General features: G+C 72.3%; 13 protein-coding genes. 4 read left to right on the top strand and 9 right to left on the bottom strand.

Going from position 1 to position 14482, the window contains the following annotated elements:
- Position 1: 1 nt before the first annotated feature.
- From AB0I72_RS23825 to AB0I72_RS23800, 6 genes are all read right to left on the bottom strand, one after another.
- The gene (locus AB0I72_RS23825; RefSeq protein ID WP_358572357.1) at positions 2 to 1012 is read right to left on the bottom strand and encodes a formyltransferase family protein; all 1011 of its coding nucleotides are present in this window, start codon (positions 1010 to 1012) and stop codon (positions 2 to 4) included.
- 177 nt (positions 1013 to 1189) lie between these two features.
- The gene (locus AB0I72_RS23820) at positions 1190 to 2302 is read right to left on the bottom strand and encodes an FKBP-type peptidyl-prolyl cis-trans isomerase (RefSeq protein WP_358572355.1); all 1113 of its coding nucleotides are present in this window, start codon (positions 2300 to 2302) and stop codon (positions 1190 to 1192) included.
- Between the two features lie 113 nt (positions 2303 to 2415).
- Positions 2416 to 3774, bottom strand: coding sequence for a Pup--protein ligase (gene pafA / locus AB0I72_RS23815; protein ID WP_358572353.1), 1359 nt, complete (start codon positions 3772 to 3774; stop codon positions 2416 to 2418).
- Positions 3775 to 3885: 111 nt separating this feature from the next.
- Positions 3886 to 4698, bottom strand: a complete 813-nt coding sequence (gene prcA, locus AB0I72_RS23810) for a proteasome subunit alpha (protein WP_358572351.1) — start codon at positions 4696 to 4698, stop codon at positions 3886 to 3888.
- A 54-nt stretch (positions 4699 to 4752) separates the two neighbouring features.
- A complete protein-coding gene (gene prcB / locus AB0I72_RS23805) occupies positions 4753 to 5595 on the bottom strand; it encodes a proteasome subunit beta (protein ID WP_358572349.1) in 843 nt (280 codons plus the stop codon).
- A gap of 168 nt (positions 5596 to 5763) precedes the next feature.
- Entirely contained in the window at positions 5764 to 5967 is a 204-nt protein-coding gene (locus AB0I72_RS23800; protein WP_358572347.1) for a ubiquitin-like protein Pup, read from the bottom strand.
- Between the two features lie 671 nt (positions 5968 to 6638).
- Here AB0I72_RS23800 and AB0I72_RS23795 point away from each other — a divergent pair.
- Positions 6639 to 7808 carry a S1 family peptidase gene (locus AB0I72_RS23795; protein WP_358572345.1) on the top strand — a complete coding sequence of 390 codons (1170 nt, stop codon included), beginning with the start codon at positions 6639 to 6641 and terminating at the stop codon, positions 7806 to 7808.
- 114 nt (positions 7809 to 7922) lie between these two features.
- Here AB0I72_RS23795 and AB0I72_RS23790 read toward each other — a convergent pair whose 3' ends face one another.
- On the bottom strand, positions 7923 to 9551 hold the full coding sequence (locus tag AB0I72_RS23790) for an amidohydrolase (RefSeq protein WP_358572343.1): 1629 nt from the start codon (positions 9549 to 9551) through the stop codon (positions 7923 to 7925).
- 71 nt (positions 9552 to 9622) lie between these two features.
- Entirely contained in the window at positions 9623 to 10924 is a 1302-nt protein-coding gene (locus AB0I72_RS23785; protein WP_358572341.1) for an MFS transporter, read from the bottom strand.
- Positions 10925 to 11095: 171 nt separating this feature from the next.
- On the opposite strand from AB0I72_RS23785, the gene AB0I72_RS23780 reads away from it, so the two are divergent.
- Both AB0I72_RS23780 and AB0I72_RS23775 read left to right on the top strand, forming a co-directional pair.
- Entirely contained in the window at positions 11096 to 12610 is a 1515-nt protein-coding gene (locus tag AB0I72_RS23780; RefSeq protein WP_358572339.1) for a PucR family transcriptional regulator ligand-binding domain-containing protein, read from the top strand.
- Between the two features lie 37 nt (positions 12611 to 12647).
- Positions 12648 to 12848 carry a hypothetical protein gene (locus AB0I72_RS23775; protein WP_358572337.1) on the top strand — a complete coding sequence of 67 codons (201 nt, stop codon included), beginning with the start codon at positions 12648 to 12650 and terminating at the stop codon, positions 12846 to 12848.
- On the opposite strand, the gene AB0I72_RS23770 is transcribed toward AB0I72_RS23775, so the two are convergent.
- Positions 12779 to 13819 carry a helix-turn-helix domain-containing protein gene (locus tag AB0I72_RS23770; protein WP_358572335.1) on the bottom strand — a complete coding sequence of 347 codons (1041 nt, stop codon included), beginning with the start codon at positions 13817 to 13819 and terminating at the stop codon, positions 12779 to 12781. The genes AB0I72_RS23775 and AB0I72_RS23770 overlap by 70 nt on opposite strands.
- A gap of 51 nt (positions 13820 to 13870) precedes the next feature.
- Here AB0I72_RS23770 and AB0I72_RS23765 point away from each other — a divergent pair, with 51 nt between their 5' ends.
- On the top strand, positions 13871 to 14266 hold the full coding sequence (locus AB0I72_RS23765) for a cupin domain-containing protein (RefSeq protein ID WP_358572333.1): 396 nt from the start codon (positions 13871 to 13873) through the stop codon (positions 14264 to 14266).
- Positions 14267 to 14482 lie beyond the last annotated feature (216 nt).

Below are 14482 nucleotides of genomic sequence, written 5' to 3'. Positions count from 1 at the left end.
GTCAGGCGCGCAGCAGGGAGTCGCCGTGCGGGGACGGATCCGGAACATGGCCGGGACGCGCGGACGTGAGCATGTGCGGTGACGGGACGTCGAAGAACGCGCCCGGCCGGAACATGGCCAACGACGTGGGCTCGGCGCGCACGCCCTCGTCCACGCGGACCGCGTCCGGGACGAACACCGTGCCGTCGCCGCAGGTGACGCCCCACTCGCGCCGGGGTCCGGCGGAGACGATCTGTCCGGGAGCGCCACCGGCGATCTCCCGGTGCGGCGCGCCCCCGCACAGGGTGATGTGGGCGCCGCCGAACCGCGCGAAGGCGCCCGGGTAGGGGTCGGCGAGCGCGCGCACCATGCGGTCCACGTCCGCTCCGGAGGCGGTGAAGTCCAGGTGGCCGTCGCAGGGGCGGCGCCGGGGCCACACCGACACGTGGCCGGCCTGCGGGCGGCGCGGAGCGGTGCCGTCGAGGAGGCCGTCCAGGTGGCGGATGAGGAGTTCGGCCTGGAGCCAGCTGACGCGCTCGTAGAGGGCGGTGGCGGTGACGTCGGGGGCGACGTCGAACCACAGCTGGTCGACGATGTCGCCGGAGTCGGGCCCGTGGTCGAGGTGGAAGAGGGTGACCGCGCTGGAGCGCATGTCGCGCAGGATGGTCCAGGGGATGGGGGCCCGGCCGCGCCCGACGGGCAGCGGAGACGGGTGCAGGCCGACGCCGCCGAGGGGCAGGGCGGACAGGAGCTGTTCGTGGGCGACCTGCGACCAGCCCGCGACGACCATGAGGTCGATGCTGTGCGTGGCGAGGGCGTCGCGCACCTCGTCGGAGCTGAGGTCGGCGGCGCGCAGGTGGGTCAGCCCGTGGCGCCGGGTCAGCGGTTCGTAGTCGAAGTAGCCGCAGCGGTGCGCGAGTTCGGCGGGGTAGGACACGACGAGGCTGGGCGGTCGCCCCTGGGCGCAGAGTTCCTCCACGGCCGGAACGCCCAGGCGCAGCCCGGAGACGTAGCAGTAGCGTCGGTCTGACATGGCTCCCCCTCGCCCGTGGACCGAGGGGACCGACTCTACGCGTCCCCCCGGGTCAGACCGTGGATGACCGGATAGGAGGCGTGTCCGAGCCGGGGGCGACCGCCGCCGTCCCACCCACACGTGAGCCGGGAGAACGCACGGACGCCCCCGCATGCGCGGGGGCGTCCGGTTCGACGGCTACTCCTCGCCGTCGGAGTCCTCCTCGGGGGAAGCCTCCTCCTCGGAGCCCTCCTCGCCCTCGGCGGACTCCCCGTCCTCGGGCTCCTCGACCGGCGGCGGGTTGTCGTAGGCGCCCAGCAGGTCCACGACGAAGACCAGGGGACCGGCCGGGCCGCCCCCGGCCTCCTCGGCGGTCTCCCCGTAGGCCATGTCGCCGGGGATCACCAGCAGCAGACGGCTGCCGACCCGCTGGCCGACGATGCCCTCGACCCAGCCCTCGATGACGCTGCCCTCGGCGATGGTCGTGTCGAAGGGCTCACCGGCACGGCTCCAGGTGGAGTCGAAGACCGGGTGGCCGCCGTCCTCCTCGGCCTCCCAGCGCATGCCGGTGTACTGGACGATGATCTGCTGCCCCTCCTCGACCTCGGGGCCCGTCCCCTCGATCAGGGGCTCCACCGTCAGGTCCTCGGGGGCGTCGGTGTCCGGGATCTCGATCACCGGCTCGCTCACGTCGTCCTGCGTGACGGTCGGCAGGTCGCCGCCGCCGTCGCTGGTCTGCTCGCCCGGGACGACCGAACCGTTGCCGAAGCGCTCCATCACGTCGAGCACCAGCACGCTGGCGCCCTCGGGCACCTCCTGGCCGGCCGCCTCGGCCTGCGCCGCCTCCTCCTCGGACAGCGGCGGGAACACGTACACGACGCGGCTGCCGACGGCCTGGTTGACCAGCACGTCGGTGATGTACTCCGGCATCTGGTTCATGCGGATGAGGTCGGGAGCGCCGGTCTCGTAGCTGGACTGGCCCTCCACCGCCTCACCCTCGCCCGGCCCGGTCCACTGGTAGGAGACCACGTTGGCGACGAGGAGGTCGTCGGCGCGCACCAGCTCGTCCTCGCCCGAGCCCGGGTTCACGACCCCGGAGATCTCCTCGTCCGGGAGCTCCTCGTCGGGGAAGGTGATCTCGGGCTCCTCGCCGACCGGCCCGGAGACCTCCGGGAGTCGGGGGTCGAGCTGCTCCTCACCCATCCTGAGGAAGGCGGGCGTGCGCCACTCCTCGGGGATGGATCCGCAGCTCGAGACCGCCAGGGTGAGGGCGGTCAGTGGCACCGCGAGGGCGGCGGCACGTCGGTGCATCAGTCACAACCTCTGGTATCGGGCTCAGGACAGGGTCACACTACCGAATGGTCGGCGCGTGGCCATCCCCGACAACCGATCCAGACGCCGCGGTCCCCTGACCGCCCCCGACCTCACATCCCGGCGATGAGCTTCTCCACCCGCTCGTCGACCGACTTGAACGGGTCCTTGCACAGCACGGTGCGCTGGGCCTGGTCGTTGAGCTTCAGGTGCACCCAGTCGACGGTGAAGTCCCGCCGCTGCTCCTGGGCCCGCCGGATGAACTCCCCGCGCAGCCGGGCCCGCGTGGTCTGCGGCGGCACCGACTTGGCCTCGAAGATCTTGAGGTCGCCCACCACCCGGTCCATCTGACCGCGGTTCTGCATCAGGTAGAACAGCCCCCGGTCGCGGTGGATGTCGTGGTAGGTCAGATCCAGCTGCGCCACGCGCGGCGAGGACAGCGACAGGTCGTGCTTGTCGCGGTAGCGCTCCAGCAGCAGGTACTTGGCGACCCAGTCGATCTCCCGGGACACCAGCCCCAGGTTCTGCGTCTCGACCGCCTCCAGGGTGCGCTGCCACAGCTCCAGCACGCGCTTTCCGACCGCGTCCGTGCCGTGCCGGTCGACGTACCCCTGCACCTTCTCCAGGTACTCGCGCTGGATCTCCAACGCGCTGGCCTCGCGCCCGTTGGCCAGCCGCACCTTGCGCCGACCGGTCATGTCGTGGCTGACCTCGCGGATCGCCCGGATCGGGTTCTCCAGGGTGTAGTCGCGCATGACCACGCCGGCCTCGATCATCCGCAGCACCAGGTCGGTCGAGCCCAGCTTGAGCAGCGTCGTGGTCTCGCTCATGTTGGAGTCGCCGACGATGACGTGCAGCCTGCGGAACCGCTCGGCGTCGGCGTGCGGTTCGTCGCGGGTGTTGATGATGGGGCGCGAGCGCGTGGTCGCCGAGGAGACGCCCTCCCAGATGTGTTCGGCGCGCTGGCTGACGCAGAACAGCGCGCCCCGCGGGGTCTGGAGCACCTTGCCCGCACCGCAGATGATCTGACGGGTGACCAGGAAGGGGATCAGCACGTCGGCCAGGCGGCCGAACTCGCCGTGTCGGCCGACCAGGTAGTTCTCGTGGCAGCCGTAGGAGTTGCCCGCCGAGTCGGTGTTGTTCTTGAACAGGTAGATGTCCCCGGCGATGCCCTCCTCGTGCAGACGCTGTTCGGCGTCCACCTGGAGCCCCTCCAGGATGCGCTCGCCCGCCTTGTCGTGGGCCACCAGGTCGGCGAGGCCGTCGCACTCGGGCGTCGCGTACTCGGGGTGGCTGCCCACGTCCAGGTACAGCCGGGCGCCGTTGCGCAGGAAGACGTTGCTGCTGCGTCCCCAGGAGACCACTCTCCGGAAGAGGTAGCGGGCGACCTCGTCGGGCGACAGGCGGCGCTGCCCCCGGAAGGTGCACGTGACTCCGTACTCGTTCTCCAGACCGAAGATCCGTCGTTCCACGCGGCCTCACCAACTTCCCGTCACCGGGGTGCGGGCGACGGGGCCTCGCCGTCCGCACCCGCCCGGCCGGTGCGGCGCGTCGGGCGCGCCGCACCGCGTTCGTCCATCAGGTCATTCGTCGGTCTGGTCCTCGTCGGTGCCGTCCTTGTCGGTGGAGGCGCCCTCGGAGGGGCCCTTGGCGGCGGTTCCGCCGCCGCCCCCGGCCCCGCCGGAGCCGCCGCGGGCGCCCGCCCTGCCCTCCTCCAGGAGGGTGGTCAGGCGTCGGCCGTGGATCCGGCGGAACTTGCGGTGCTCACGGGACCGCTCCAGGACCGCGACCTCCAGGTTGCCCGCCTCCAGCTCCCGCTCGGAGCCGTCCTCCCGGGCCAGGGCGTGGGTGGCCGTGTTCAGCGCGGCGCCGAGCGTGGCGTCGGCGACGAACCGCTCCTTGAGCACCGTGGCGACGCTCTCGGAGGAGCCGCCGACCGCGACGAAGCCGCGCTCGTCGACGATCGAGCCGTCGAAGGTGATGCGGTAGATCTCGTCGTCGGCCGCGGTGTCGCCCACCTCGGCCACGACGATCTCCACCTCCCACGGCTTGAGGCTCTCGCTGAAGACCGTACCCAGGGTCTGGGCGTAGATGTTGGCGAGCTGGCGCCCGCTGACGTCGCGGCGGTCGTACTGGTACCCGCGCACGTCCGCGAACCGCACGCCCATCAGGCGCAGGTTCTCGAACTCGGGGTAGCGCCCGACCGCCGCGAAACCGATGCGGTCGTAGAGTTCGCTGATCTTGTGCAGTGTGCGGGACATGTTGTCCGCGACCATGAGGATCCCGCCCTCGTACTGCAGGACGACGGCGCTGCGGCCGCGCGCGATGCCCTTGCGCGCGTAGTCCGCCTTGTCCTTCATCTGCTGTTCGGGGGCGACGTAGAACGGCATCGACACCGCGGATCGTTCCTTACCTAGTCAAGAGAAGTCTGCGTGGGGCCTCGGGCTGGATCAGCTCAACGTCGCGGTCGGGCCGTCGGGGTGCGCGGCCCGGCCCTCGACCACCTCCGTCGCCAGGCGGGCGACGTCGTCGGTCGGGACGCGGCGGTGTCCGTCCTCGGTGATGACGTCGACGAGGGGGAAGATCTTGCGGTGCAGGTCGGGGCCGCCGGTGGCGGAGTCGTCGTCGGCGGCGTCGTACAGGGACTCCAGCGCCACCCTGACGGCGCCGGTCTCGTCCAGGTCGTCCTGGTAGAGCTTCTTGATGGAACCCCGGGCGTAGACCGATCCCGAGCCGATGGAGTGGTAGCGGTGCTCCTCGTAGCGCCCGCCCACGGCGTCGTAGCTGAACACGCGGCCGGTGCCGGTGCTGTCGTCGTAGCCGACCAGCAGGGGGACGACGACGAAGCCCTGCATGGCCATGCCCAGGTTGCCCCGGACCATCTGGGCCAGCTTGTTCGCCTTACCCTCCAGGGAGAGCACCCGGCCCTCCATCTTCTCGTAGTGCTCCAGTTCCACCTGGTAGAGGCGGGCCAGTTCGATGCCGATCCCCGCGGAGCCGGCGATCGCGACCGCGGAGAACTCGTCCGTGCGGAAGAGTTTCTCCATGTCCCGGTTGGCGATCACGTTGCCCTGGGTGGCCCGCCGGTCCCCGGCCATGACCACGCCCCCGGGGAAGGTCAGGGCGACGATGGTCGTCGCGTCGGGCGTGAGGTGCTCGGTCCCCCCACCTGAGGGCAGGTGGTGTCCGGGCAACAGCTCGGGGCTGACCGATCGGACGAACTCGGTGAAGGACGAGGTTCCCGCACTCATGAACGCGGCGGGCAACCGTCCGCCCTCGAACCCTTCGAACACGCGACTCCCTCCACTCGCGTCCCACCCCGTCGTGGGGGCGGATGGGACGCCTGTCATCTCGTTGTCGACGGCCGGACGCTGTTCCCGACCGATGGAATCGACCCTAGCCGTGTGCGCGGCGGTGCCGACGGCGCGGGAGTGCGCTGTCAGCGAACCACCGCCGGGCGGCTACTGACCGCCCTTCTGCACGAACTGCCGGACGAAGTCCTCGGCGTTGCTCTCCAGCACGTCGTCGATCTCGTCGAGGATGTCGTCGACCTCCTCGTCCAACCTGTCCTTCGCCTCCTGGGCGTCCGTGGTGGCCTCGGTCTCCTCGACCTCGGTCTCTCGGCGCGACGCGTGCTTCTGGCCGCCGGTGTCCTTCGTCGCCATGGCTGGCTACCTCCCGTTCGGGGCTCTCGCCCTTATCTTGGCCCAACGACGGGCGGCTCAACCCCCTTCCCGATGCCCGATACTCGCTAGTTACCTCGGATCGTCCCCTGTGCCCGGGCATGGACCGGCGCGCGGGGAGCCCGGGCCGGAACCGCCCGATCCGCCCCACGGCGGCGGTGGAGGCGCCTCCCCGACCCTTGACCCGGGCGTCAACCCCCTACCACAAGGCCCGTAAAGACCCGAAAACCCCACCGCTGACACCCGACCCAGGACACCTTCGTGACCTCGTGTGTTACGGACGAGTGACAGGGAAATGACGGATGGGACGGCGGGGGATTGGCCGGATCCGGCCACACAACCCCCCTTGCGGAAGCAGAACCGTCACCCTGCGCCACCGCGCCGACGCGTAAAGCCAAGGTCGCACGAGTGACGACTACGCGTAGCCACGGCCGATCGAGCCGGTCATCGGGTGATCCCGCACGGTCCTGAATAGTTTCATCAGAAGAGGGTCTTTCCCTCTCCAAAATGCCCACTTATGGTGTGGAATCGTTTACCGGATGTCTCGGTGAACACCGGTGGGCGAAGACACCTTCCCCGCCGGGCAGGGGCGGTTCTCCCCCAAGGAATCCGCCCCGTTCCCCCGTCAATCCCCCCAGGAGAGTTAGGGATCAATGCGACCCTCCCCCGTTATCTCCGCCATCGGAACCGGCGCGCTCGCCTTCGGTCTGGTCATCACCATGGCCCCGGGCGTGAACGCCGGAACCGCTCCCACCCTTCCGTCCCCCCGGACCCCCGTCGCCGATGACGAGGCGTCCACCATGCTCGAAGCCCTCCAGAGGGATCTCGACCTCACCCCGTTCGAGGCCGAGGAGCTCCTGGAGGCCCAGGACGAAGCCCTCGACCTCGACGAGGAGGCCACCGAGGCGGCCGGTGCGGCCTACGGCGGTTCGGTGTTCGACACCGACACCCTCGAACTCACCGTCCTGGTGACCGACGCCGACGCGGCCGAGGCCGTGGAGGCCACCGGCGCCGCCGCCGAGGTCGTCTCGTACGGCGTCGACGGCCTGGCCGACGTCGTCGAGGACCTCAACGCCGCCGACGCCGACAGCGACGTGGTGGGCTGGTACCCCGACGTGGCCAGCGACACCGTGGTCGTCGAGGTGGTCGAGGGCTCCGACGCCGACGTCGACGCCCTCGTCGAGGCCGCGGGCGTCGACCCGTCGGCCATCGAGGTCCAGGAGGTCTCCGAGCAGCCCGAGACCTACGCCAACATCATCGGCGGCCTGGCCTACTACATGGGCTCGGGCGGTCGCTGCTCGGTCGGCTTCCCCGCCACCAACAGCTCCGGTCAGCCGGGCTTCGTCACGGCGGGCCACTGCGGCCGCGTCGGCACCAGCGTCACCATCGGCAACGGTCGGGGCACCTTCGAGCGCTCCGTCTTCCCCGGCAACGACGCCGCCTTCGTCCGCGGTACGTCCAACTTCACCCTGTACAACCTCGTGTCCCGCTACCGGAGCGGCGGCTACCAGTCCGTGACGGGCAGCAACGCGGCCCCGATCGGCTCGTCCATCTGCCGTTCCGGCTCCACCACCGGCTGGCACTGCGGCACCATCCAGGCCCGCAACCAGACGGTCCGGTACCCGCAGGGCACCGTCTACTACATGACCCGCACCAGCGTGTGCGCCGAGCCCGGCGACTCCGGCGGGTCGTTCATCTCCGGCACCCAGGCGCAGGGCGTCACCTCCGGTGGCTCCGGCAACTGCCGCAGCGGTGGCACCACCTTCTACCAGGAGGTGGACCCGATCGAGCGGGCCTGGGGCGTGCGCCTGCGCACCAGCTAGGACCACTCTCCCCACCCCCTCCCCCAGGTGTCCCCGTCCGCGCGTCGCGCGGGCGGGGACACCCCCGTTCCGACCGGGGCCGGGGAACGGGGACGCGCGTGGGACCGGGGCGGTTCAGGCGGCCGCGGGCCCCTCGGCCCGGTGGGCGATCCGGCCGTCCAGGACGGTCAGCCACGCGCCCACCTCGCGCAACCGCTCCGCCGGCAGCGCCTCGACGTCCCGGTCGAGCACCACCAGGTCGGCCAGGTAGCCGGGGCGCAGCGCGCCCAGCCGGTCCTCCATCCCCACCGCGTGCGCGGCGTCCAGGGTGTGCGCCCGCAGCGCCTCGTGCAGGGTCACGGCCTGCTCCGCGCCGATCGGGTCGCCCTCCCGGGTGGTCCGGCACACCGCGTTGGCCACGGTGTCCATCGGGCGCAGGCTGGAGACGAAGGAGTCGCTGGACAGCACCGGCCGCAGCCCCAGGTCGATCTCCTCGCGCATCGGCTGGAGGCGGTGCGCCCGCTCCCCCAGGCGGCGGATGAAGTCGCGACCGCTGTCGTGCAGGAAGTTGGGCTGGTTGACCGGGATGACGCCGTGGTCGGTGAACCGCTTGGCCTGCTCGGGCGTGGGGTACCCGCAGTGCTCCACGCGCGGCCTCGGGTCGGGGCCCGACACCCGCGCGGCCGAGGCGACGGCGGCCAGCGTGTGCTCCATGGCCGCGTCGCCCTGGGTGTGGACGGCGACCTGCCATCCCTCCCGCGCGGCGCGCGTCACCAGGTCCACCAGCTGGTCGGGGTGGTGGTAGAGGCTGCCCGCGAACTCGCCGCGCTCGCCGTAGGGCACGGTGAACGCGGCGGTGCCGCCCAGCAGGGTGCCGTCGGAGTAGAACTTCATGCCGGTCAGCCGCAGCCAGTCGTCACCGAAGGGGCTCGCCAGCCCGGCCCGGGTGAGGGCGTCCAGCTGGTGGGAGAGCGGCATGCCGAACGTGCGCAACGGCAGCGTCCCGGCCGCGCGCGCCGCACGGTACACGCGCAGCTCGCGGGCGGACACCTGCGGGTCGCACACGGTGGTCACGCCCGCCGACAGGTAGGGCCCGGCCGCGTCGGCCAGCCAGCCCAGCAGGTGCTCGGAGGGCAGGTCGGTGTGGAAGTTGGGCCCGTGGCAGCCGATGTCGACCGCCAGCGGCAGCAGCAGCTCCATCGCCGAGTCCAGCACCATGCCGGTCAGACGGCCGCCCTCGTCGCGCACGAAGGAGCCGCCCGCGGGGTCCGGGACGTCCTCCCCGATCCCGCTCCACGCCAGCGCGGCCGAGTTGACCACGGCCTGGTGGCCGGAGACGTGGTAGACGATCACCGGGTGCTCGGTGGTGGCCTCGTCCAGGTGGCGGCGGGTGGGGCGGCCCCCCGGATACTTGGCGTCGTCCATGGAGAAGGCGCGGATCCACTGCCCGGCGGGGGTGCGCGCGGCCTCCTCGGCGATGACCGCGACCAGGTCGGCGGCGCTGCCCACCCGCGGGTAGCGCGCGTCCACCGCGGCCAGCGACTCGGCCGTGGACAGCAGGTGGTTGTGGGGGTCGATGAACCCGGGGACGACGGTGCGACCGCCCGCGTCCACGACCTCCGCTCCCGGACCGGCCGCCGCGCGGGCCCGCTCCTCGGTCCCCGCGAGCACGACGCGACCGTCGCGCACGGCCACCGCGCTCGCGCGGGGGTTGGCGTCGTCCATGGTCAGGACGGCGGCGTTGTGGATGATCAGACCGGACACGGGCGCTGTTCTCCTCGTCATGGCGGGGCCGCCGGACCGGGCGGCCCGGCGGGTTCGGGAAAGGGTCGGGATCAGACGGACAGCGTCTCGGCGTCCCGGTGGCGGGGCGCCCGCGCCAGGCAGGCGATGCTCACCAGGGCCATGGCCACCAGCAGCGCGACGACGGGCACGATGCTGCCGGTCAGGGCGAACAGCGCGGTGCAGGCCAGCGGGGACAGGCCGCCGAACAGGGCGCCGGCCACCTGGTAGGACACGGAGATGCCGGTGTAGCGCACGTGCGGCGGGAACATCTGCGACAGCACACGGGCGATCGGGCCGTAGACCGCGGCCATCGCCACGCGCATCAGGCACAGCATCAGCAGGATCAACGCGGTGCTGCCGGTGTCCAGGACGAGGAACTGCGGCAGGGCCAGCACGGCCACGGCCGCCAGACCGACCGTGACGATCCGGGCCGTGCCGAGGCGGTCGCCCAGCCACGCCATGCCCACGGTCGCGACGAGCTCCACGAACGCGGCCAGGGTCAGGCCGTTGAGGATGACCTGCTCACTGATCCCGACCTCGGTGACGCCGTAGGCCTGGAGGAACGTGGTCACGACGTAGTACCCGCCGACGGCGACCGGCAGGACGCCGATGCCCAGCAGGACGGCGCGCCAGGAGGTGCGCACGGCCTCGCGCAGCGGCGGCCCCTGGGGCTCGGCGGGCCGGCTCTCCAGCACGGCCCTGAACACCGGCGACTCCTCGACCTTGAGGCGGACCACCAGGCCGACCAGGACCAGCAGGAAGGAGGCCAGGAACGGCAGGCGCCAGCCCCACGTGTACAGCAGGTCGGCGTCCCAGGCGGTGATCAGGCTGAACGACCCGGTCGCCAGGAGCGCGCCCGCCGGGTTGCCGAGCTGGGCGAAGGAGCCGTAGAAGGTCTTGCGCTCCTCGGGGGCGGACTCGACCGCCATGAGGACCGCGCCGCCCCACTCGCCGCCGACCGCGATGCCCTGCACGAAGCGCAGGACCACCAGCAGCAGCGGGGCGAGGAGGCCCACCTGTTCGTAGGTCGGCAGCAGACCCACGCAGAAGGTGGCCACACCCATCATGAGCAGGGTGGTCACCAGGGCCGACTTGCGGCCGACCCGGTCGCCGAAGTGCCCGAAGACCACGCCGCCGAGCGGGCGGGCGAAGAACCCCACGGCGAAGGTCGCGAAGGACGCCATCAGGCCGACCATCGGGTCGATGTCGCTGGGGAAGAACAGGGACGCGAAGACCAGGCCCGCCGCCGTCGCGTAGACGTAGAAGTCGAACCACTCGATCGTGGTCCCGACGAACGCGGCGACGGCCGCGCGCGCCGGATGCGCGGCCGTGGGGGATGTCCGGTCTGTCATGGTGCCTCCGTTGTGCGTTCCCGGCGTCCGGACGGCCCCGCGTGGGTTCCGCCACCGGCCGGAGCGGGTGTGTCAAGGAGACGGTAGACACTCTCCCCCCGGCCCGCCGGGTCGCGACGCACATGGCACCCTGTGACAAATGTGCGCGGCGCACACCCCAGGGAGGCATCCATGACGATCACCGTCCGCGACATCGCTGCCAACCCCGCCCTGGAGGTGCGAGCGGTGGCCGGCCACCGGGGGCTGGACCGACCCGTCCGGTGGGCCCACGTCACCGAACTCCACGACCCCGTGCACTGGCTGCGCGGCGGCGAACTCGTGCTCACCGCCGGAATGGGCTTCGGCGGCACCGCCACCGAACGCCGCGCCTACGTGCACCGGCTCCACGACGCCGGATGCGTCGGCCTGGGCGTGGCCGTCGACGCGTGGACCGGCGGCGTTCCCGCCGAGATCCTCGCCGAGGCCGAACGCCTGGGGCTGCCCGTGCTCCAGGTGGAGGGCGAGACCCCGTTCATCGCCGTCGTCGAGACCGTGGCCGAACACCACGCGGCCGAGCGCACCCGCGAGCAGTCCCGAGTCCTCGCGGCCCAGGACGCGATGGCGCGCGCCGCGCTGCGCACCGGACCTCCCGGGGTGATGTCCGAACTCGCCTCGGCCACCCACGGCCAGACCCTCCTGCTCGACCGCGACGGGATGACCAGCGTGGCCGTGCCGCGCGCCGAACCGCCCTGGCACGCCCTCGTCCGCGCGTCCGTGCTCGACCGGGCGCGGCGTCCCAGGGGCATGACCGTCCTGGAGGACGGGGAGGCGGCCATCCTCCTCCAGACCCTGGGCTCCTCCGGCCGCGTCCTGGGCTGGCTCGCCCTGCGCAGCCCCTCACCCGTGTCCGCACACACCAGGATGCTCGCCAACGACGCGGCCTCCCTTCTGGCGGTGGACCTGCTGCACTCACGCCAGGCCAGACGGACCCCCTACCGCGAACGCGCGCCGATCCTGCGCGCCGCCGCCCTGGGCACACCCCTCCCAGCCTCGCTGCTCACGCTGCCCGAACCGCCGTGGGAGGTCGTGTGCCTGCCCTGCGCCGACCCCCACGCCCTCCTGGACGAGGCGGCGGACGCCCTCGTCGACGTGCTGGGGGACACCGACGCCGCGCGCCGGGTCGGGTTGTGCGTGGTCGACGACGCCCTCGTCGCGGTGCTGCCCGACCACCGGCCCCGCCACGGCGAACGCCTCCGGACGGCGCTGTCCGGGCTCGCGCCCGGCGCGGGCGCCTGCGGGGCGCGCGGACCCGCCGACCTGCCCTCGGCGGTCGACCGCGCGCGGCACGCCGCCGACGACGGGTATCGGCACGTCGACGACGCCGGGGCCTGGGAGCTGCTGCGCTCCTCGGTCCCGCCGGAGGGGATGCGCGCGTTCGAGCGGGCCGTCCTGGGCGCACTGCGCGAACACGACGCGCGGCACGGCACGGAACTCGTCCACACGCTGCGCCACTACCTCGACCAGGGCGCCCAGGTGGAGGCGACCGCCCGGGAGCTGGGGGTGCACCGCAACACGCTGCGGTCCCGGCTGCGCGTGGCCGAACGCGTCATGGGTCGCCCCCTGGCGGACGCGCGGGCCCGGCTGGAACTGTGGACGGCGCTGCACCTGGAGCCGATGCCCTGCCACGACGGAACCTGGCACACCTGAGCTGGCCGGCGTCCCGCGCCTGGGCTACGGTTCCTGCATGGCGACGCGCGAGAAGACGACGATCGGGCCGTCCGGCATCTGCCGACGGGGCCACCACGAATGGCAGCACGTGCCGCCCGACGGGAAGCGCCTGGTGTGCGCGCGGTGCCAGTCGATGTCGATGACCAACTACGGCGCCGCGTGCCGCGCCGACTGCACCGAGTGCCGCCCGCGCGAGCTCGGCGCCGCCGACGGCTGACCGTCCCCCCGACGGGGGCCGAAGCGCTCCCGGTACACGGCCGGGCTCACCCCCGTCCGCGCGCGCACACCGCTGCGCAGGTTGCTCGTCGTGCCCAGACCGCTCGCCCGCGCGATCGCCTCGAAACCCATGCCGCCCAGCTCGATGAGGCGGCAGGCCAGCAGGACGCGCTCGGACCGCAGCCACGCCAGCGGAGTCGTGCCGAGTTCGGCGCGGAACCTCCGGTGCAGGGTCGCCGGGCTCACCGCCGCCCGGGCCGCCAGGTCGGCGACGGACAGCGGCCGGTCCAGGCGTTCGCGGGCCCAGTCCAGGACCGGGGCCAACGACGTGTCCGCGACGACGGGGATCGGCTGGGGCACGAACTGGCGTTGGCCGCCCTCCCGATGGGCCGTGAAGACCAGGCGCCTGCTCACGGTGTTCGCCGTCTCCGCCCCGTGGTCGCGCCGGATCACGTGCAGGCCCAGATCCAGTGCGGCGGCGCTGCCCGCCGCCGTGAGCACGTCCCCGTCGTCCACGAACAGGACGTCCCGCTCCAACCGGACGCGGGGGTGCAGACGCGCGAACAGCTCCTCGTGCCGCCAGTGCGTCGCCGCGCGGCGCCCGTCCAGCAGACCCGTCGCCGCCAGGGTGAAGGAACCCGTGCAGAAACTGACCAGGCGGGCGCCACGGCCGCCCGCGTCGCGGACGGCGTCGACCACGTCCCCTCGCGGCGGCACCCACGGGTCGGGCCGGTTGGGCACGATCACGGTGTCGGCCTCGGCGACCGCCTCCAGCCCGGCCATGTCCGACATGCTGAACATGCCCCGGTGCACACCGACCCTCGGCGTCGGCGAGCACACGGTGAGCCGGTACCAGGGGCGGTCGATCTCGGGTCGGCGCAGTCCGAACAGCTCGGTGGCCACGCCCAGCTCGAAGGGGTTGGAGCCCTCATCGACGATGAGGACGACATGGTGCGAGGATCCTTGCGACATGTGCGATTCCTAGCACTTCCCCCCGCCGCGAGCCGACGCCAGGATGCGGGTATGAAGCAATCCGTCAACCTGCACAGCGCCCTGGCCTCGTTCGACCAGCTGTGGAGCCCGCGCGTTCTCGCCCACGTCAACGACTACGACGTGCGCGTGGCCAAGGTCCGGGGCGAGTACGTGTGGCACGCCCACGACGACACCGACGAGTTCTTCCTGGTCATCGACGGTCGGCTGCGCATCCGGCTGCGGGACGGCGCCGACGAGCGCGTGGTCGACCTCGAGCGGGGCGAGGTGTTCGTGGTGCCCCGTGGCACGGAGCACCGACCGGAGTCGGCCGAGGGGGCGTCGATCCTGATGTTCGAGCGCACCGGGACGCTCTCCGTCGGCGACCGCCACGAGGACGTCCCCGACCACATCGACGCCACCACCGGCCACCCGCTGGACAGGGTCTGACGCGTGGTCGTGTCCCCGCCGTGCAGGGCGGACCGGGGTTGGCGGGCCGCCGCGCGGGGTGCTGGGGGACCATCCCCGCGCGTGCGGGGCTCACATGGACTTGCAGGACCAGATCAACCTGACCACGGGACCATCCCCGCGCTTGCGGGGCTCACAAGCCGGAGAAGGCGCGCTCGATGTCCATGGGGGAACCATCCCCGCGCATGCGGGGCTCAC

This window comes from Nocardiopsis sp. NPDC049922 (assembly GCF_040660275.1).
Taxonomy (GTDB): Bacteria; Actinomycetota; Actinomycetes; order Streptosporangiales; family Streptosporangiaceae; genus Nocardiopsis.
This window is presented reverse-complemented; position numbering and strand designations above follow the sequence as displayed.